At 29.7% G+C, this 19,144-nt stretch carries 23 protein-coding genes; 5 read left to right on the top strand and 18 right to left on the bottom strand.

Annotation, left to right across the window (positions count from 1 at the left end; genetic code table 11):
* Positions 1-120: 120 nt before the first annotated feature.
* The 8 genes from ABD771_RS01980 to ABD771_RS01945 all read right to left on the bottom strand — a co-directional run bounded on the left by ABD771_RS01980 (position 121) and on the right by ABD771_RS01945 (position 6,780).
* Complete coding sequence (locus ABD771_RS01980) at positions 121-396, bottom strand: TIGR03643 family protein (RefSeq protein WP_298306501.1); 276 nt, start codon at positions 394-396, stop codon at positions 121-123.
* Between the two features lie 103 nt (positions 397-499).
* Entirely contained in the window at positions 500-1,327 is an 828-nt protein-coding gene (locus tag ABD771_RS01975; protein WP_345089896.1) for a sterol desaturase family protein, read from the bottom strand.
* A 34-nt stretch (positions 1,328-1,361) separates the two neighbouring features.
* Positions 1,362-1,964, bottom strand: a complete 603-nt coding sequence (locus ABD771_RS01970) for an alpha-ketoglutarate-dependent dioxygenase AlkB family protein (RefSeq protein ID WP_345089893.1) — start codon at positions 1,962-1,964, stop codon at positions 1,362-1,364.
* A gap of 68 nt (positions 1,965-2,032) precedes the next feature.
* Positions 2,033-2,752, bottom strand: a complete 720-nt coding sequence (gene aqpZ / locus ABD771_RS01965) for an aquaporin Z (protein WP_345089890.1) — start codon at positions 2,750-2,752, stop codon at positions 2,033-2,035.
* Positions 2,753-2,780: 28 nt separating this feature from the next.
* Entirely contained in the window at positions 2,781-3,152 is a 372-nt protein-coding gene (locus ABD771_RS01960) for a DoxX family protein (RefSeq protein ID WP_345089887.1), read from the bottom strand.
* An 80-nt stretch (positions 3,153-3,232) separates the two neighbouring features.
* Positions 3,233-4,135: an EamA family transporter gene (locus ABD771_RS01955; protein ID WP_345089884.1), complete on the bottom strand. Its 903-nt coding sequence runs from the start codon at positions 4,133-4,135 to the stop codon at positions 3,233-3,235.
* Between the two features lie 70 nt (positions 4,136-4,205).
* Positions 4,206-5,372 carry a DUF1501 domain-containing protein gene (locus ABD771_RS01950; RefSeq protein WP_345089880.1) on the bottom strand — a complete coding sequence of 389 codons (1,167 nt, stop codon included), beginning with the start codon at positions 5,370-5,372 and terminating at the stop codon, positions 4,206-4,208.
* Between the two features lie 10 nt (positions 5,373-5,382).
* Positions 5,383-6,780 carry a DUF1800 domain-containing protein gene (locus ABD771_RS01945; protein ID WP_345089877.1) on the bottom strand — a complete coding sequence of 466 codons (1,398 nt, stop codon included), beginning with the start codon at positions 6,778-6,780 and terminating at the stop codon, positions 5,383-5,385.
* A gap of 98 nt (positions 6,781-6,878) precedes the next feature.
* On the opposite strand from ABD771_RS01945, the gene ABD771_RS01940 reads away from it, so the two are divergent.
* Positions 6,879-7,472, top strand: coding sequence for a murein L,D-transpeptidase catalytic domain-containing protein (locus ABD771_RS01940; RefSeq protein WP_345089873.1), 594 nt, complete (start codon positions 6,879-6,881; stop codon positions 7,470-7,472).
* 60 nt (positions 7,473-7,532) lie between these two features.
* Here the strand turns inward: ABD771_RS01940 and ABD771_RS01935 are convergent, their stop codons facing one another.
* The 10 genes from ABD771_RS01935 to htpG all read right to left on the bottom strand — a co-directional run bounded on the left by ABD771_RS01935 (position 7,533) and on the right by htpG (position 15,601).
* On the bottom strand, positions 7,533-8,396 hold the full coding sequence (locus ABD771_RS01935) for a hypothetical protein (protein WP_345089870.1): 864 nt from the start codon (positions 8,394-8,396) through the stop codon (positions 7,533-7,535).
* 57 nt (positions 8,397-8,453) lie between these two features.
* A complete protein-coding gene (locus tag ABD771_RS01930) occupies positions 8,454-8,753 on the bottom strand; it encodes a hypothetical protein (protein WP_345089867.1) in 300 nt (99 codons plus the stop codon).
* A 120-nt stretch (positions 8,754-8,873) separates the two neighbouring features.
* Entirely contained in the window at positions 8,874-9,485 is a 612-nt protein-coding gene (locus tag ABD771_RS01925) for a response regulator transcription factor (protein ID WP_345089864.1), read from the bottom strand.
* A complete protein-coding gene (locus ABD771_RS14310; protein WP_425556438.1) occupies positions 9,482-9,607 on the bottom strand; it encodes a hypothetical protein in 126 nt (41 codons plus the stop codon). Before ABD771_RS14310 ends, ABD771_RS01925 begins: the two co-directional genes overlap by 4 nt.
* Positions 9,598-11,286, bottom strand: a complete 1,689-nt coding sequence (locus ABD771_RS01920; RefSeq protein WP_345089861.1) for a tetratricopeptide repeat-containing sensor histidine kinase — start codon at positions 11,284-11,286, stop codon at positions 9,598-9,600. The genes ABD771_RS14310 and ABD771_RS01920 overlap by 10 nt, the downstream gene beginning before the upstream one ends.
* Positions 11,287-11,312: 26 nt before the next feature.
* Entirely contained in the window at positions 11,313-11,849 is a 537-nt protein-coding gene (locus ABD771_RS01915) for a hypothetical protein (RefSeq protein WP_345089858.1), read from the bottom strand.
* A 111-nt stretch (positions 11,850-11,960) separates the two neighbouring features.
* The gene (locus tag ABD771_RS01910) at positions 11,961-12,368 is read right to left on the bottom strand and encodes a DUF2721 domain-containing protein (RefSeq protein ID WP_345089855.1); all 408 of its coding nucleotides are present in this window, start codon (positions 12,366-12,368) and stop codon (positions 11,961-11,963) included.
* 4 nt (positions 12,369-12,372) lie between these two features.
* Positions 12,373-12,813 (bottom strand): hypothetical protein, encoded by a 441-nt coding sequence (locus tag ABD771_RS01905; RefSeq protein ID WP_345089851.1) that lies wholly within the window; start codon positions 12,811-12,813, stop codon positions 12,373-12,375.
* Between the two features lie 41 nt (positions 12,814-12,854).
* Positions 12,855-13,622 carry a hypothetical protein gene (locus ABD771_RS01900; protein ID WP_345089848.1) on the bottom strand — a complete coding sequence of 256 codons (768 nt, stop codon included), beginning with the start codon at positions 13,620-13,622 and terminating at the stop codon, positions 12,855-12,857.
* A gap of 92 nt (positions 13,623-13,714) precedes the next feature.
* Entirely contained in the window at positions 13,715-15,601 is a 1,887-nt protein-coding gene (htpG, locus tag ABD771_RS01895; protein ID WP_345089845.1) for a molecular chaperone HtpG, read from the bottom strand.
* 170 nt (positions 15,602-15,771) lie between these two features.
* Between htpG and ABD771_RS01890 the strand changes: the two genes are divergently transcribed.
* The 4 genes from ABD771_RS01890 (at position 15,772) to ABD771_RS01875 (ending at position 19,104) form a co-directional block, all read left to right on the top strand.
* A complete protein-coding gene (locus ABD771_RS01890) occupies positions 15,772-16,245 on the top strand; it encodes a hypothetical protein (RefSeq protein WP_345089842.1) in 474 nt (157 codons plus the stop codon).
* Between the two features lie 20 nt (positions 16,246-16,265).
* The gene (locus ABD771_RS01885) at positions 16,266-16,961 is read left to right on the top strand and encodes a YiaD family glycine zipper/OmpA-like lipoprotein (protein WP_345089839.1); all 696 of its coding nucleotides are present in this window, start codon (positions 16,266-16,268) and stop codon (positions 16,959-16,961) included.
* A 154-nt stretch (positions 16,962-17,115) separates the two neighbouring features.
* On the top strand, positions 17,116-17,787 hold the full coding sequence (locus ABD771_RS01880; RefSeq protein ID WP_345089834.1) for a TetR family transcriptional regulator C-terminal domain-containing protein: 672 nt from the start codon (positions 17,116-17,118) through the stop codon (positions 17,785-17,787).
* 3 nt (positions 17,788-17,790) lie between these two features.
* Entirely contained in the window at positions 17,791-19,104 is a 1,314-nt protein-coding gene (locus ABD771_RS01875) for an ABC1 kinase family protein (RefSeq protein ID WP_345089831.1), read from the top strand.
* Positions 19,105-19,144: the final 40 nt, after the last annotated feature.

Genomic DNA, 19,144 nt, shown 5'->3' with positions numbered 1-19,144 from the left:
ATAAAATTGATATTTATTTTAAATAAATTGATTAAAATATTTAAAAGCTATTTGATGAGGCATTGTACAAAAAATAAAAAAAGCGATAATTTCTTATCGCTTGGAAGTATCTGATTATATTTAATCAAATTTATTTTTCATGTAATATTTTCCATCTAAATCGTCAAAGTCATCATCAACCATTGGTTTTGGTTTTGGTTTGCTTGCCGCAACTTTCTTTTTCCAAAGCTCAAAGTTGTCTTTAGATAATCGTTTACGCATCAATTCTGTAACTTCATTTTCAGTTATTCCAAATTCAGCTTTTAATACTTCAAAAGGTTTTCTCTCCTCTTGAGCCATACTTACAACTCGCTCTAATTGTTCGTCGTCAAGTTCTACTCTTTTACTTTTTTTCATTAGTCGAAAAGCACAATTTTAATGTTAGTTCTTTTTTATCAATCAATTTATATACCAATATTAAGAAAAAAAATAATTACTTTTTTAAATGTTTGTAAAAATTTTATTCTTTTTGAGGTGAACGTGTTTTTTGGAATGGAATTTTTAATAAACTAACTAGTTTATTATTTTCATTTGGATCCATATGTGTATCAACTCCATAAATGATAGTTTCCCTTTCCATATAGCTAAATGTTCCAAAAATTCTATCCCAAATAGAGAAGATATTTCCATAATTACTATCAGTATGAGGCAGTTTGTAATGATGATGAGTTTTATGCATATCAGGAGAAACCAATATGTAACTCATAACTTTATCTATTTTTTTTGGCAAACAAATATTAGCATGTGTGAATTGAGTTGCAACAACTGATAGTGTTTGGTACATGAATACCATCCACATTGGACTACCTACAATAAGAACTCCTAAAGTTGTAAAAACAAATCGAATTACACTTTCACCAGGATGATGACGGTTTCCTGATGTGGTATCAATATAGGTGTCTGAATGATGAATTAAATGAAAACGCCACAATAATTTTACTTTGTGTTCAGTAAAATGTGCCAAATAAGCTCCAATAAAATCCAATAAAAGTATTCCAACTACAGTAAAAGCTATTGGATTCATTTTTGGCAACCAGTTTAAAATTCCAAATTCTTTTTTTGTTACATAATCTGCTGTTTTTAGTAAAATAAAAGCTAATGCAAAATTTACTATAATTGTAGTTATTGTAAAAAAGATATTAATTCCGGCATGTTGCCATTTATTATATTGAAATTTAAAAAAAGGTATTGCGCTTTCAATCAACCAAAATATAGCAATTCCACCAGCAAGAATTAAAGCTCTATGTAAAGAGGGTATGCTTTCAAAATAATGTATTATGTCATTCATTGTAATTTGATTTTTATCAAAAATAATCAAAATATTATTTGATAATGCGAAAGGTTAAATTAATTCTTGGTGCAATAGATTTGGCTGTTTTTGGAATTTGATGTTTCCAAAAATGTTGTGTTTCACCTTTCATTAGTAATAGACTTCCATTTTCTAAAGTAATTTTTAGTTTGGCATCCTCAATAGTGTTGTGTTGTAAGTGAAAACTTCGTTTGGCTCCAAAACTTACGGAAGCTATAACTGGATTTCGACCTAATTCCTTTTCATTATCAGCATGCCATCCGTTACTATCTTTACCATCTCTATACAAATTGAGTAATACAGTTGTAAAATTTTCAAAACAAACTTCTTCAATTTCATTTTTAATAAACATCAACAATGGATTCCAGTGATGAGGTTGCATCACAATATTGGAATAGGAGTAAGGTTTTCCGTCGTTTCCAAAAAGTGATGTTAATCTTGGTTGTGGATGTGTTTTTCCGAAAACAGTTATGTCATCTTGTTGCCATGGAATCTCATTTAACAATTTTTCAAAAAACATTTTAGATTTTTCTGCATCAAAGAAATTAGGGTAATATTCAATTTCTGCGTTGGGTAGATCAAAAATTATTTTTTCTGAAGGGAATAATGAATTCATCTTTCAAAAATAAAAAAAAACGACGGAATATTTTCCGCCGTTTCAATTTTATTTAGATCAATTAATTATTAGTCATCTGTTTTTTGTAGAAGGTTTTTGTAGATAAGTCCACCAACAACGGCTCCTAATATTGGTGCAGCCCAAAACAACCATACTTGTCGTAAAGGTTCGCCTTGAGTAAACAATGCTTGAGATAATGAACGAGCAGGATTAACAGAAGTATTTGTAATTGGAATACTAATTAAGTGAATTAAGGTTAAAGCTAGTCCAATTGCAATTCCAGCAAATTTTCCGTTAGCAAATTTATCTGTTGTACCTAGAATTACTAATAAGAAAAACATAGTTAATAAAAATTCGGCGGTAAAGCATGAAATCATTGAGTATCCATCTGGAGAAAACTTACCAAAACCATTAGATGCAAATGCTCCAGCGCTTGAATTATCAATCACATTTCCAGTTTTACCTGTCCAAATATAAAACAGTGAACCAGCTGCCGCTATAGCTCCAAAACATTGTGCAATTATGTAGGGAAGTAAGTCTTTTGCAGAAAATCTTCCGCTTGCCCATAGACCAAAAGAAACTGCAGGATTGAAATGTCCGCCAGAAATATGACCAACAGCATAAGCCATTGTTAGTTCAGTTAGTCCAAATGCTAAAGCTACACCTAAGAATCCAATTCCTAAATGGACACCAGTAGGAGTTACGTATCCTGCTGCAAATAATGCGCTACCACATCCGCCAAAAACAAGCCAATAGGTTCCAAAAAATTCTGCTAATAGTTTTTTCATAATAGTACAATTTAGTTCATAATAGTTTTTAAATAATTCTTGTAAAATCGGCATATTGACTAGCCCAAAACATAAGGATGAATTGTATTGGTATTCTAAGATATAAAACCCATTTTGGAAAGCCTAAACTTGCTTTTTCATTAATCAACATGTAGATGTTGGCCGGAAAAATTAGTGCTAATAATATTATAATTGAGATTGCTGCTAAATTTGAAAAAATAGGTATGCATAAGTATACTCCAAACATTATTGCTAATAAACCACTTAATTCGTTTATGAATTTTTTATTTGTTAGGAAAGGAGGAATTATTTTATAATATACTTCAGGTTTTCGAAAATGATTGATTCCGGCGAGTATGTAAAACACTGCCATGACATAAAGGTGCCAAGGTTTGTCCATTTAGTTTGTTGTTTTGTTTTACGAAAATAAATAAAAATTAACAAAAAAAATAAACTTGTAGAATTAGTTTGACAAAATTATTATATTTTTGATAAAAAATTAGATTTAACATTCATAATAACTATGGCGATAATGATTAAAATTATACCAACCCATTGAATGAAAACTACTTTTTCACTTAATATGATATAAGCCATTAGCACAGAAACAGGCAGTTCAAGAGCAGAAACAATACTACCAAGACCAATTCCTGTTATAGGAAATCCAGCATTCATTAAAATAGGAGGGATAATGGTTCCGAATAATGCTAAGAAGATTCCCCATTTTAAGAAAATATCAAAATTGAAAGGTGTATTTTGGGTAAACAATGCAAATCCAAAAACGATAACTGCTCCTCCCAATAACATATATAAACTTCTTTGCGCCGATGAAATTCCGATAGCAATTCTATTAGCGGTAAACATCGTTGTTGTAAATGAAGCAGCAGCTAATATTCCCCAAAAGATCCCTCTCCAGTCTATGGCTACTTTGCTATTTAAAATATTTGTAGCTAATATGGTTCCCAATAGAACTATTAATACTGCAACAGTTTTTTGTGTAGAAGGTTTTCTTTTTTCGAGAAACCATTCTAATAAAACGCCCATCCAAACGGTTTGCATCAATAAAACAATTGCGATTGAAACATCAATATATCGTACACATAAATAGTAGAAAACACTAGTCATTCCTAAGGAAGTTCCAGCCAACATTAATTGAAAAATATTCTTTGGAGTTGCTTTTTCAACAGCAGTTTTAGAAGTCGATTTTTGAAAGGCATTAATCAATAGCATTCCGAGAATTCCATAAATGAATTGCGATATGGTAACTTCAGCTGTTGTATAATTTTCTTGATAAGCAAGTTTTACAAAAGTGGCTAGCATTCCATAACTTGACGCACCAAGACCCACTAAAATCACACCTTTAAGGACACTATTCTTTAACATTTTTTATTTTTTAAAAAGCCGACAAAGATAGTTCTTTGTTAATGAGTTCAAAAGTTTATCTTCTTAAAGTTTAGAATAATCCTTCGAGTGGTTTATTGTTTATGCCAATTTTAGTATAATCAAAATTCATTTTTTGTTGTAACAAAGTCGCGTAAACGCTTCTGAAATCAATTTGATGTTTTAAATCACCATTGTCTAAATCAGATAAGTTTGGATTAGTTCCTATAATTTTTGATTTGTTGTTTCCTCCAATAACAAACATAGGTGCAGCAGTTCCGTGATCGGTACCATTGCCATTGTCTTTTACTCTTCTTCCAAATTCAGAAAAGACAACAATAGTAACATTTTGTAGCAATTGCGCTTTCTTTAAATCGGTGTAAAAACTAAAAATAGCATCGTTCAATTCGGTTAATTTTCTTTTATGAATGTCCAATTGATTGTCGTGTGTGTCAAATCCGCCAAGCGATGTGTAATACACTTTTGAGTTCAAATTTCCTTTCACCAATCGAGCAATCCATTCTAAATTTTTGGATAAGCCAGTTTTTGGATAACTAATTTCGGCAGTCGATTTTGCCAAAGCTTTTTGAATATCATCGGAACCTTCTGTAACGGAGTTTGCAATTTTTCTAACAAAATCTAATTGCGGATTGTCAGATAATTTTATATTTTCTTCTTTATCAGTTCTAATTTTAAATCGGTTTGGATCTTTTACTGTGATTGAATTGGGCTCGACACCTTTTAAAGCTAAATTGTCAATGGAATCTAGATTAATTCCGGCTGTTGGTTGGTGTTCTTTACATTGCAAATCTAAGTAACGACCTAGCCAACCTTCATTCAAATACATATTAGAATCGGTTGCAGTCTGCCAAATTTCCTGACTTCTAAAATGCGAACGAACAGGTTCAGGATAACCTACATTTTGAATTACTGACAAATCTCCGTTTTGTTGCATTTGAGCAAAATCTTTCAAAGCCGGATGAAAAGCCATTCCTTTATTTTTTCCAATTACATCATTTTTATTGATGGCAATTTTAGTTCGAAGGTCATAATATAAAGGGTTCTCGTATGGAATGAAAGTATTCAAACCATCATTTCCACCATTTAATTGAATAAAAACCAAGCATTGTTCTCCAATTACCAAATTGTTTTGAGAACCAAAAGCATGTAAAAAATCAGGAAGCAAAAGCATTCCTCCGGTGAACGTTCCTGTGAGCGATAAAAAGTTTCTTCTGTTCATAATTTTAGCTTTAAATCAGTTGGTATTCAGGAGTTTTTGTAATGTAATTGAATAGTCTTAGTACGGCATAATTGGCATTGGTATCTTTGGCATCAAAATCGTATTTGAGTAAATTTTCCATGTCTTTTTGCAAATTTTCATCTACTCTAAAAAGCAGTCTATTTGATAATTCTGAAATTATCTGTTTGTTATTTCCATTTTTATCAAAATCTATGCTGACGTTGATTTTTTCTAACTTAATTTCAGGTTCGTCACCTTCTTCAGGAATTTTGTCAAATACTTTTCTGCTAATATTTCGTCCATTACATAGTAAATCACTCGCATTATTTCTTTGTAAATAAATTTGAGAAGTTAGCCATGAATTTCCGCCATCCCAACCTTTAACATTGGGTTGATTGAATAAATCCATACCTTGTTGTTTTAAGAAAAAAGAAATCAAATTACTATTTGAATTTGTAATATTTAACTCGTCTGTGAGTTGAAATAGATAAGTTAATGGATCTTTTATTTTGCTTCCAGAATTCTCTTTCGCATATTCTTCGTTAAAAATTTTGGTTAAAAGTGGCTTGATTTCAAAATTCATTTTTCTGAAATAATCACCATAATAAACTACTAAATCTTCTGATGGATTATCATAAATAAACCATTTTAGTATTTTTCTTGTAATTAAATAAGGTGTGTTTTTTTGTTCAAATATAATGTCGACTAAATCATCAGCTTTAAAATTTCCTTTTTTCCCAAAATAGGTTTTGGTTGAATTGTCTTCTAAAAATCTTCTGTAAACTGCACTTTCTTCGCCAAGATTTAATCCAGCTAAAGCTTTTGCACCTTCTTTAATATCGTTTTCCGTATAATTTCCAATTCCAATGGTGAAAAGTTCTAGTAATTCTCTACTTAAATTCTCATTGATTTTGTCTTTTCGATTGTCAACATTATCCAAATAACGAACCATTGCATTCGATTTTACAATCAGTTTGGTAAGTTCTTTGAAGTTTCCGAAAGCATTTTCACGTAAAATCATATTGTGTTGGTAAATCCAATACGTAGATTTTACTTTTTGAGAAGTTGCCACAAAATGGTTGTGCCAAAAGCAGGTCATCTTTTCTCTCAAGGGAAATTTTTCTGTTAGAAATTTATCAATCCACCATTTTTTTAATTCGGTAGCATTTCTAATTTGTTTTTTTATTACTTTCTTTTGGTCATCTGCAGTTCCGTTTTTAATCGATTGACGAAGTTCTTTCAGCTCAGCAATGGTTTTAGGTTCATCGTCAAGAAAATTTGGAAGCGTTTTTTCAAATGTAGTTGCGTACGATTGATTTAGGAATTTTTCAAATCCTAATTGTTCTATAAGTTGCGCTTGCTTTCCTGAAAAACCTAATCGCAGTGACCAAAGATTGCTTTTGTTCATAACCGATGAATTGAATTATAAATTTAGACTTTATTTAACACAAAAGGTTTAAATATAATTGAAATTATAACGTTGAATATGGATTAAATTTTGTTTCTATGAAAAATATTTTATTTGTTTTGTGTTTGAGTTTTATTTGTTGCAACAATGCAAAAGTTGAAACTCCAATTAAAGATTATAAAGCTACCAATAAAGAAGCTCTTGAGTATTGTAAGAAAAACGAATTTAATGAGGATTATTATTTCTTGTTGGATTTAAGTATTCATCCTGGAAAGAATCGATTTTTTATCTATGATTTTAAAGAAAATAAGATAGCTGACAAAAATTTGGTAACTCATGGAAGTTGCGATCAATTTGAAGAAAATCCAGAAAAATGGGAAAAGGCTAAATTTAGTAATAAAACCGATAGTCATTGTTCCATGAAAGGCAAGTATAAAATTGGAAAGAGAGATTATAGTTCTTGGGGAATTAATGTGAAATATTGGTTGCATGGTTTAGAAAAATCGAATGAAAATGCAGTGAAAAGAGTAGTGGTTTTACATTCGTGGAATGCGGTTTCTAATGAAGAAATTTATCCTAAAGTTTCTCCTTTAAGTTGGGGTTGTCCAGCAGTTTCTGATGAGTTTATGAGGAAATTAGATGCCAAATTGAAGCAAACAAAAAAGCCAGTTTTACTTTGGATTATTGAATAAAAAAATCCCATGAAAAAATATCATGAGATTGATTCAAACATTTATTAAACTAACTAACCTTTATCTTCTTCCTCCAGAAGTTCTAACTCTGTTTGGATTTGATTTTTTAACTCTTACAGCTTTTACTTCTCCTCTTTTGTTTTTTGTTACAACGGTTGTTTTACGATTATTACTTTTCACCACAGTTGTTCTTCTGTTGTTGTGAATTACGAGATTAGAATGATTTCTTCTTGGGGCATATATTTTGTGCGCAACTACAACTCTTCTTGCAGGAACGCTATGGTAGTGAACTCTATGAGGAGAACATCTGTTGTAAAAAACATGATATTTGTAGGGTCTCCACGGTCTCCACCATTTTGGATAAAAACCCCATCGCCATGGAGAGTGCCATACTACATAGGTTGGAGCGTAAAGAAATCTTACACTTGGCCAAAACCAAACATTTACAATTACTTGTTTTGTTGTAATTTCGGAAATACTTGGCCCACCTTTTCCACCAGTTGAAGATTCTACAACTTCATTTGGTTCGATAAACGTATTTTCAACATATAAATCGGCATCACCTTCAATTTGAAGCGTTGCACTTTCATTTCCAGTTTTTTCAATTCCAATTATGGCGATGTCTTGTTTTTCTTTATCGTCTATGTAAGTACTTAAAACGATTGCATGTATATCACCTTCACGAATGTCGTCCACTATAATGTAATCAATATCATTATCATCATTTAGATCAAGGTTATTTACATTGTTATTTTCTTCGTTGAGCAATTTTTCAAATTCTTCTAAAGAGTTTGATTTTTTGAATAATGCCAAAGCACCTTCTAAGCTGAAGTTGTCCCCAGTATTATCTGGTTTTTCGCCTTCCTGACTAAATCCTACAGTTGATGCAAGAAGTATAAGTAAAAGTGTGGTTGTTTTTTTCATAATCAAATAAGTTTAAGTATATGACTATGAAATTGATAAAAGGTTTAAATTCTTTTTTTATTTTTTTTTGAATTCAATAGTTTTCCAATTTAATTGTATCCATGTAGCTACTTCTTCTTGTTTGGTTATTTTAGGAGGTAGTTTTTCTCTTATGCAACGTTCAATTTTAATACAACTTTCAATTTTACTAAAATCCCACAAATCGATTAACTTGTTAATAAGATACAACACCTCCAAGCCTTGATTTTTATTAAATCGGGTTTCATTTATTTTTCCAGAAATTTTAGGATCAGAAGGTATATAGGACGACCATTCATAATCTGAATAAAATAAATCGGTTTTGGTGAAAGTCATCATTTTTTAGTTTTATTTCTTTGTAAGGTAAGTCAAAAAATGAGAGATATTTATTTTTTTTTATGAAACAGCCATTTTAGTTTATGAAATGCTATTTTTAATTTTTGAATGTAAGATTATTTACTAAAAATCATATTTTCTTTCAACGGCAAATCTTATTAAATCTGTTTTTCCTTGAATATTCATTTTCTTCAGAATATTTTTTCTGTGAGTATCAACAGTACTTTTACCAATGAATAAAATATCAGCAATTTCTTGAGATGTTTTTCCTTCACCTATTAGGCGTAGTATTTCTTTTTCTCGAGTGCTTAATACAATTTCCTCTTTACTTGTTATATCTGTAGTTGTTATTGCATCATCAAAAAAGCTACCGTTTTTAGCTACAATTCTTATAGCTTCTAAAACTTTTTTAAGAGAAGAATTTTTCATTATATAACCAGAAACTCCTGCATCTTTCATTTGGTGAATGGCTTCTGCTTGGTCAAACATGCTAAAAGCAATTATTTTTATGTTTGGAAATTCCTTTTTAATTGTTTTTGTTGCTGATATTCCATCACATTTTGGCATTCTTATATCGGTCAATACAATTTGTGGTTGTTTTTTTCTAACCAAATCGATTAACATTTCACCATCATTAGCTTCACCTAAAACGGTAATATCTTCTTCATATTCCAAAAAAGAACGAATGCCGTCAATTAGAGCTTGATGATCTTCTGCAATTACTAATGTTATCATATAGGTAGGTCTATAATTATGGTTGTTCCTTTGTTTATTACTGAATCTATGGTGAAAGTTCCTTCCATTTGTTCCACTTTTTTTTCTATACTCTTGAGTCCTATTCCGTCTTTTATAACAATTTTTTTAATATCAAATCCTTTCCCATTATCTTCAATAATAATATTAATATCGGTTTTATTATGTTGTGTGAGAAGATATTAACTTCGGTAGCTTGAGAATGTTTAATGATGTTGGTACACAATTCTTGAATCATTCTAAAAATCGTTAGTTCCTTTTGATTATCTAATCTTTCGTTTAATCCAAATGGAATTACATTTATGGTTAATTTTTTAAGAATACTCATTTTTTCTGCCATTTTTTTTACGGCAATTTCCAAACCATGACTTCCAATAACTCCAAGATTTTTTAGATGTGAAATATTCCTTACTTCTTGATAAGCTTCATCAATAAGTGCATCGGTTTTTTCAAACAATTGATTTTCTTTATCTTCTAAAACTTCTTTTTGGCGTTTAAGATTTTGAAAATTAAACTTTAAAGTTGCTAATAAACTACCTAGATTATCATGTAATTCATTTGCTATTCTTTGTCGTTCTTTTTCCTGGCTTTCAAGCATTATGTCAATTTCATGAAGTTCTTGCTCTTTTAATGAAGTTTCAAGTCTCTGGGTTTGGATAAGCTTTTCTTGTTCAGCTATAGTTTTCTTTTTTGAAACGTTTTTGTAAGCCAGAATTCCAATTGTTGCAATTATTAAGAGTAAAGCCAAACCAATAAAAAGTATAGTTTTATTGGTTTGAAGCTTTGTTTTTAATGTTAAATTTTGAAGTTTCGTTTCTTCGGTATTGTACTTTGTATCGATGTCTTTAATAGCAATTTTTTGTTCTTTTTCATTTATGATTTGTTCATAAACCTTTTGTTTGTCAAGGTATATTAATGCTTTTTTATAATCACCTTTTTCTTTGTAAGATTCAGATATATAGCTGTATAAAGTTTCTTTATTTTTGTTTAAAAAGCCTTTTAAAGGAATTGAATCAGCTTTTTGATAGTAATAAATTGCGTTTTCATGTTCTTTTTTCTTACTGTATGCTCTTCCAATATTAGTATATAAATTAAAGAAGTATTCGGTTATTTTTTTTTGATTGCTAGAGGTTGACTCAATTTTTTTTAAAATTATAATTGCTTTTTTTAAAACATATAAAGCTGAATCTGTTTTTTTTATTTTATCATGAGAAAAAGTTGCTCCCATATTTTGAAGAATCCTTACATGCGTTAATTTATCATTCGTTTTTAGGTTTTCTTTTTCAGCTTTTCTAAAATAGTCTAGTGATATTTTCGGAATAGTATCGTAAAATGACTTTCCAATTTGAATATAAAACTCCGTTAAAATTTCAGGATCTTTTTTTTGTTTTGCGTAGTCATTATATTCTTTTAGAAAATTTTTATAATCTACATTGTTTCTGTTTATTGCCAATAATAGTGAAGCAATTTCAATATTTATTTTAGCAACTTTATCTGTACTATCAATAGATCTATATAGTTTTTTAGATTCTATAAAATGGTTGTAAGCGAGATCATCACGATTGTCTTGCAGCATTATTGTAGCTAAAGCATAGTTGTACTGAGCAAGTTCTGTGGTGTTAAATTTTATAGTGTTTATTTTATCTACAATACTCTTGGCTTTTTTAAAGTCTTGATTTTTATTGTGTTTTTCAAGGGTTTTTAGAGCTGATGATTGTGAATAAACCAAAGCAACACTTAATAAAAGCGTTGCTTGGAGTAACCATATTTTAATTTTTTTCAAACTCATTAATTTCAATGGCTACTATTTTAAATACAATTATTAATTGTTAGTATTCCACCATTACCTTTCATTGGTTCGGCTTCAAAATCAAGATTTTCAGGATTAACACCTTTATTATTTTTAAAAAATTGAATGGGTTTGTTTAAGTTGGGTAGAAGTGATTGACAATATCCCAAAATATTTTTTTCTGCATTGTTTGTTTCAAAGTTATCATCATGAAAACAGATAAAACTCACTTCATCTTCTTTTGTTAAATTAGAAAAATCATTATCCCCAAAAGGTTTTAAATCAAAAGGTAGATGAATTGGATTTCCATCAACAACTCTAAGTTTGCTAGTGGTAATTGCATCAGGATAATTTGTCAAATCCTCGTTTTTTTCTCCATTAACAACTATTACACCTAAAATTCCGTAATGGTCTTTTGTTGAAATGTTATAGTAATTTATATACTCGTACTTACCCCCTTTTTTAAGTTCAGGTAGATGAGTTTTTACTGTGACTTTTTTTGCATTTGTAAATTCGTCAATTTCTAATTTTCCACATGATTCGTAGACTCTTCTCATATTTTTTAGTTTTAAGGGTTTAATAGTTCAAAATTCTGGCATTAAATTATAAAAAAAATCCCTACAAATAGGGATTTTGAGAAGATATAATAAAAATTAACGTTTTGATAATTAATCTTTTGTGTTTTCATTGTCAATTAAATCACTCAAATGAACACGTAAAGCTTTTACAGAAATACTAATTTCCCAAAAGGATATGCCCAAGGAAATAAGTAAACTAAGCAAACTCGCACCAAAAATATAAATGCCAACAAGCTTCCATTCCATAAACAAAACTAACATTCCAAATACGGAAAGAAACAAACTCAGTACACCAAAAAGTTGCATGTATCTAATTAATGTTAAACGCAAGTTGAGGTTTTTGATTTCTATCAAAATGCTTTTGTTCTCTTTTTCATCGTAGGTTTTCTTCAAGCCTCGAACGATTTGTGCAATGGTTAAAAATCGATTAGTATAAGCTAACAGAATTAACGAAGTTGCAGAGAAAAGTAATGCTGGAGTTTCTATGGATAGGTTCATTTTTTTATTTTATTATTTCAAATTTTTCTGAATCTTTTTTAAAGTTTAAACCCACCTGACTTGCTTCTTTGTTGACAATCAGTTCAATATTTATATTAGTAATATCAAAGGCAATTTGAGTAATCCATCGATTAGAAACATTAGAAAAATCAGATTCAATTTCTTTAGAATCGGAAATTAATTTTAGTTCTGAATTGTTTGAAGTGAAAATTAATTCACAACCTTCAAAGGTTTTAAATTTCTTTTTTCCAACAACAATAATATTCATAAAATGATAATCAGAAAGTTCTTGAAAATCCACCCATATTCCACCATTTTCTATTGAAGCGATTTGCTCACCAGGAACATTTAAAATTCGGTTTTCTGTAAAAGTATCAACATGATTTTTTTCTGAAGTATCAATTCCTCCAAGTTTTGTTACGATTTTTTTAAGGATAGAAATCATATTTTTGTTTAATTTAATATTTAATGAAAAGAAAATACAAGTTAGCGATAAAACTTTCTTTTTTCAATTAATAGTTCTCTTTCATTTATTATCCAATACTTTTTTGTCCATAAATCATCATTATTGTACACATAGCGAAATTTTTCGTTTTCATAATGAGACCGTCCACCACCATAAATAATTGGAAATTTAACTGGAAATTTGAATTGTCTATTTAAACTTATTATATCATTATTTAAGTTGTATTCGTAAGTAATAGTTTCAATTTGAGTAGAATCTGTTTCTTTATTATTGATTTCGTCAAAATATTTTGAATAAATTTTCTCTTCTATGATATTGTTTTTTGAATCATATTTGAACTCTCTTTTGTCATAAATTAAATGATTTTTATATTCTTCTAACTGCGGAAAACCATTTAAATCATGATTACTGTATCTTGTAAAAGATTCGTCTTTATGCAAAAGTTGAATTAATTCTTTTTTATTGTTGTATATTTTTTGTTCAATAGTAACAGTGTCAATTTTATAACCATCATTTCTATCATAAAGCTTAATTTCATATTTTATGTTATTAATGGAGTCATAACTAATTTTTGACTTATAAACCAAAGTATTTCTTTCGTAGTTTTCTTGAGTTATTATTTTTCCATTGTCTAATTCAAATTTATAAGTCCAACTACCATATTTTGATTTTTGATTTTTAATTAATTCATAGCTACTATATTTTTTCAAAAGCTCTTGTTCAACATTGTTTTGAGCAATGATGATGGTTGTATAAAAGAAAAATAAAAATTTGAGTAGAGCTTTCACCTTGAAAAGATTTTGATAACCAAATCTACAAAAAAACCTGCAAGTTTTCACTCACAGGTTAATCTTAATTCTTAATACTTTCGTCTCAATACTTATTTAATCAACTCAAAACTTCTTTTCACAAAAGCTGTCAATTCTTCTCCTTTTAATAATCCTTGTGATATTTTGGCTAAATCTAATGCTTGTTTTACCAAACTTTCTTGAGCTGATTTGTCAGAGGTGTTTAAGATAGTTGTTGCTAATTCAGAATTAGTATTTACGACCAAATTGTACATTTCTGGGAAATTACCCATTCCAAACATTCCGCCACCGCCAGTTTGACTCATTTCTTTCATTCTTCTCATGAATTCTGGTTGCGTAATCATGAATGGTGCTGCATTACTATCCATTGGTTCCAATTGAACAGAATAGTTGGTTTTTGGAACAATTTCTTCTAAAACGGTTTTCAAATTAGTAGCCTCATCTTCCGATAATTTAGAAATTTGGGTTTCTTCTTTTTGAATCAATTTGTCAATATGGTCAGAATCCACACGAACAAAAGTTAGGTTTTCATTATCAGACTCTAATTTCTGAATCAAATGCGAAACAATTGGAGAATCTAAAAATAAAACTTCATATCCTTTTTCTTTTGCAATTTCAACATAACCGTGTTGTGTATCTTTATTAGAAGCATATAAAACTACTAATTTTCCATTTTTATCGGTTTGATTTTGAGTGATGGCTTCTTTCAATTCTGCCAAAGTGTAGTATTTGTCATCTACTGATGGATATAAAACAAAATCGCCTGCTTTTTCATAGAATTTTGGTTCGGAAAGCATTCCGTATTCTAAAACGATTTTGATGTCATTCCATTTCTTCTCGAAATCTTCACGGTTTTCGTTGAATAAACCTTTAAGTTTATCTGCTACTTTTCTGGTAATATAATTGGATATTTTCTTTACATTGCTATCCGCTTGCAATCCCGAACGAGAAACGTTCAATGGAATATCTGGTGAATCAATTACACCTTTCAACATTCCTAAAAATTCTGGAACAATTCCTTCTACATTATCGGTTACAAAAACCTGATTTTGGTACATCTGAATTTTGTCTTTCTGCATTTGCATATCGTTAGACAATTTTGGGAAATACAAAATTCCAGTTAGATTGAAAGGATAATCTACATTCAAATGAATATTGAAAAGTGGCTCTTCAAATTGCATTGGATACAATTCGTGATAGAAGCTTTTGTAATCTTCATCTGTTAAATCTGTTGGCAATTTTGTCCAAGCCGGTGTTGGATTATTGATGATGTTGTCAACTTCATTAGTTTCTGCAACAAAGTCTTCTGGAGCGTCTTCTGGTTTTGGTAGTGTTTCTTTGCGAGTTCCAAATTTAATTGGAATTGGCATGAATTTATTATATTTAGTAAGTAACTCTCTAATTTTATATTCTTCTAAAAATTCTAAAGAGTCTTCAGCAATATGTAGGATAATTTCAGTTCCACGAGATGTTTTGTCTGATGTTTCTAATGTAAATTCTGGACTTCCATCGCAGGTCCAATGTGCCGCTTGTTCGTCTTTAAATGATTTTGTGATGATTTCAACTTTTTCAGCAACCATGAAAGCAGAATAAAATCCTAAACCAAAGTGACCAATAATACCAGAATCTTTTGCTGAATCTTTATATTTTTCAAGAAATTCTTCAGCACCTGAAAAAGCTACTTGATTGATGTATTTTTCAACTTCCTCAGCTGTCATTCCTAAACCTTGATCGATGATGTGAAGTTTTTTAGCTTCTTTATCGATTTTTACTTCGATTATTGGATTGCCATATTCTACTTTAGCTTCACCAATACTAGTTAAATGTTTTAATTTTAAAGTTGCATCTGTTGCATTTGAAACCAACTCACGAAGAAAAATCTCGTGGTCATTGTAAAGAAATTTCTTAATTAAAGGGAAAATGTTTTCTACTGAAACATTAATTTTTCCTGTTGACATATTTTGAACTTTTAAGTTAAACGATTTTTAAATCTAAGTCAAATTCAATACCAAAAACTTAAATATGACAAAATGACGTAGAAGTAATTCTATAAGTTTTTGTAGTAATCATGTAATTTTAGTAATCGATTAATAATTACCTTTGTTCATTAAACTAAATTTAAATAAACATGAAAAAGGGTATTCTTCTATTACTATTAGTTTCTTTTGTAATTGGTTGTAAGCCAAAACAAAATGTTACAAATACTAGACTTGATAAAAGTTCACAAGTTTTAGTTAAAGGAAATTGGACTATAAGTTCAGTAACTTATCCAGGTTCAGATTATATTAAAGTTACTTCATTTGATATTGCAGATTCTAAATGTTTTGTTGGAAGTACATGGAAGTTTATATCAAATAATAACAAAGGTGAAATGGCTTTGAATAACTCTAGTTGTACTAGTTTTTCATCACCAATCACATGGTTTATCAATGACGATGGATATTTTGTCATGAAAATAATTAACGAAACTAAATCGAAAAAAGTAGTAGATGGTTATATCCTAGCTGTTGCTAATCAAACGGAAACTAACTTTCAATTGATTGATAAAATTAATGTTGGAGGAAAGTCAATTGATGTTGTTTATCAATTTCAAAAAAATTAAATAATTTAAAATTATAAAAAATGAAAAAAATCACAATTCATATATTGATGGGAATGTTAAGTATTGGTTCACTTTTTACAAGCTGTGAGTCGGTTAAAAATACTAATAAAACACAACGTGGTGCTGCCATTGGTGCTGTTGCAGGTGGTGTACTTGGAGCAGTTTTAGGTAATAACATCGGGAAAGGTGGTAATGGTGCAATTGGCGCTGTACTTGGTGGAGTAATTGGAGGCGTTGCAGGTGGCGTTATTGGAAATAAAATGGATAAGCAAGCTAGAGAAATCCAAACGGCATTACCAGGAGCTCAAGTTGAAAGAGTAGGTGAGGGAATAAAATTAACATTAGGTGAAAATTCTGTTCGTTTCGATACCAATAAATCTACATTAACTTCGACTGCTAAAGCAAATTTAGATAAATTGGTTCCAGTTTTTCAAAGTTATGCAGATACAAATATTGTGATTTATGGTTACACTGATAGTACAGGAAAAGTTGAATATAATCAAACTTTGTCAGAACAAAGATCGGCATCGGTAAAGGAGTATTTGGCTTCAAAAGGTCTAAATACTGTACGTTTCAGTACAACAGGGATGGGAATTGCCGATCCTGTTGCAACTAATGATACTCCGGAAGGTCGTTCTCAAAACCGTAGAGTTGAGTTTGCAATTACTGCAAATGAAAAAATGGTTGAAGATGCTAAAAAACAAGCTGGAAACTAAATTTAAGATTTTATAACTTCATTAAAGGCAATCAATTTTCATTGGTTGCTTTTTTATTTTCAAATATTTTGAACAACATTTAACAAAAATTTTTGTTTAGATAATTTCATTAATTGTTAAACAATAAGTAATTTTACAATCAAATTTATTTCAAATGGAAACTTCTAAGAAAACAACAAGCAAAAAGAAATTGGTAACTGATGATGCCATTATTTCTATGTACATGGATTATGTTCTAAGCAATAATGCTGAACCTAAAAATGTATTCTCATTTTGTAAAGAGCACAAAATAGAGGAAGCAGATTTCTACAAATTCTTTGGTTCTTTGGATGGATTGAGGCAGGAAATTTGGGTTAAATTTTTTGAAAATGCAGAAGATTCTATTAAAAAAGACGAATCTTTTGAAAGTTATTCAGATAAAAATAAGCTTTTGACGTTGTATTTTACATTGTTCGAAATTTTAACTTTAAACAGAAGTTATGTTCTGTTTTCATTGAAAGAAAATAAAGAAGGATTGAAGAATTTGAAAAGTTTAAAACAATTCAGAAACCACTTTAAAGATTTTATCGTAACTATTATTGATGAAAATGAAAATATTGTTAGTGATAGAATTTCTAAAATTACGAAACCAGTTTTTGTAGAAGGTGCTTGGATTCAGTTCTTGTTTTTGTTGAAATTTTGGATGGATGATACTTCAGTTGGTTTTGAAAAAACAGATGTTTTAATCGAAAAATCGGTCAACACTGTGGTTGATTTGTTAGATACAAAACCATTAGAAAGTTTATTCGATTTAGGAAAATTCCTTTGGAAAGAAAAAATGAATTAATCCATGAAAACATTAGATAAAATTCCAACAGGAAAGATAGAACGCGCCAGTCAATTAGTTAAAACCGGATTTAAAGTAGGAGGAAACTATGTTGCTTATTATGGTGAAAAAATAGTAAATCCTTCTTTAAATCGTGATAAGTTAAACGAAAACAATGCCGAAGACATTTATGATGGTTTAAAGAATTTAAAAGGAAGTGCTTTGAAAGTGGCTCAAATGTTGAGCATGGACAAAAGCATTATGCCACAACAATATGTAGATAAATTTTCGTTGTCACAATTCTCAGTTCCGCCTTTATCTGCACCATTAGTTAGAAAAACATTTAAAAAATATTTAGGTCAATATCCAGAGAACTTATACGACACGTTTACGCCAGATGCTATGAATGCTGCGAGTATCGGTCAGGTACACAAAGCAACCAAAGATGGGAAAAATCTTGCTGTGAAAATCCAATATCCTGGTGTGGCGGATAGTATAAGTTCGGATTTGGCTTTAGTTAAACCATTTGCGATTAGAATGTTTAACATAAAGGGTAAAGATTCTGATAAATATTTTAAAGAAGTTGAAGATAAGTTATTAGAAGAAACCGATTATAATTTAGAATTAAAGCAAAGTTTAGAAGTATCCGATTGGTGTAAGCATATTGAGAATTTACGTTTCCCAAAATATTATTCAGAATTGTCATCAGAGAAAATACTGACAATGGAATGGATTGACGGTGAACATTTGTCAGAATTTGCTTCTCATAATGCGGATAAAGTTAAAGGTGATAAAATAGGTCAGGCCCTTTGGGATTTTTATATGTATCAAATGCATCATTTAAAACAAGTGCATGCCGATCCGCATCCTGGAAACTTCTTGATTGATAAAGAAGATAAATTAGTTGCTATTGATTTTGGTTGTATCAAACATGTTCCTTTAGAATTTTATGTTCCGTATTTTGAATTGGCTAAACCTGATGTTATTGATAATCCGAAATTGTTCAATGAAAAACTATATGAACTAGAGATTTTAAGATTAGATGATTCTAAAGAAGAAATAAAATATTTTACAAAGTTATTTCACGATTTGTTGAGTTTGTTTACCAAACCATTTCACGGAGATTTCTTTGATTTTTCTGATGATGATTTCTTTGGTCAAATTGCTACAATGGGAGAAGAGTTTGCTAAAGATACTCAACTAAGAAAAATGAATGGTAATAGAGGTTCAAAACACTTTTTGTATATAAACAGAACGTTTTTTGGTTTGTACAACTTGTTGCATGATTTAAAAGCAAGAGTTCAAACTAAAGAATTTGAAAAATATATTAAAAAATAGAAGATTGTTTGTTTATTGGTTAGGTTGATAAGAGCGATGA

The sequence above is a fragment of the Flavobacterium chungnamense genome, from assembly GCF_039539165.1.
Lineage (GTDB): Bacteria > Bacteroidota > Bacteroidia > Flavobacteriales > Flavobacteriaceae > Flavobacterium > Flavobacterium chungnamense.
This window is presented reverse-complemented; position numbering and strand designations above follow the sequence as displayed.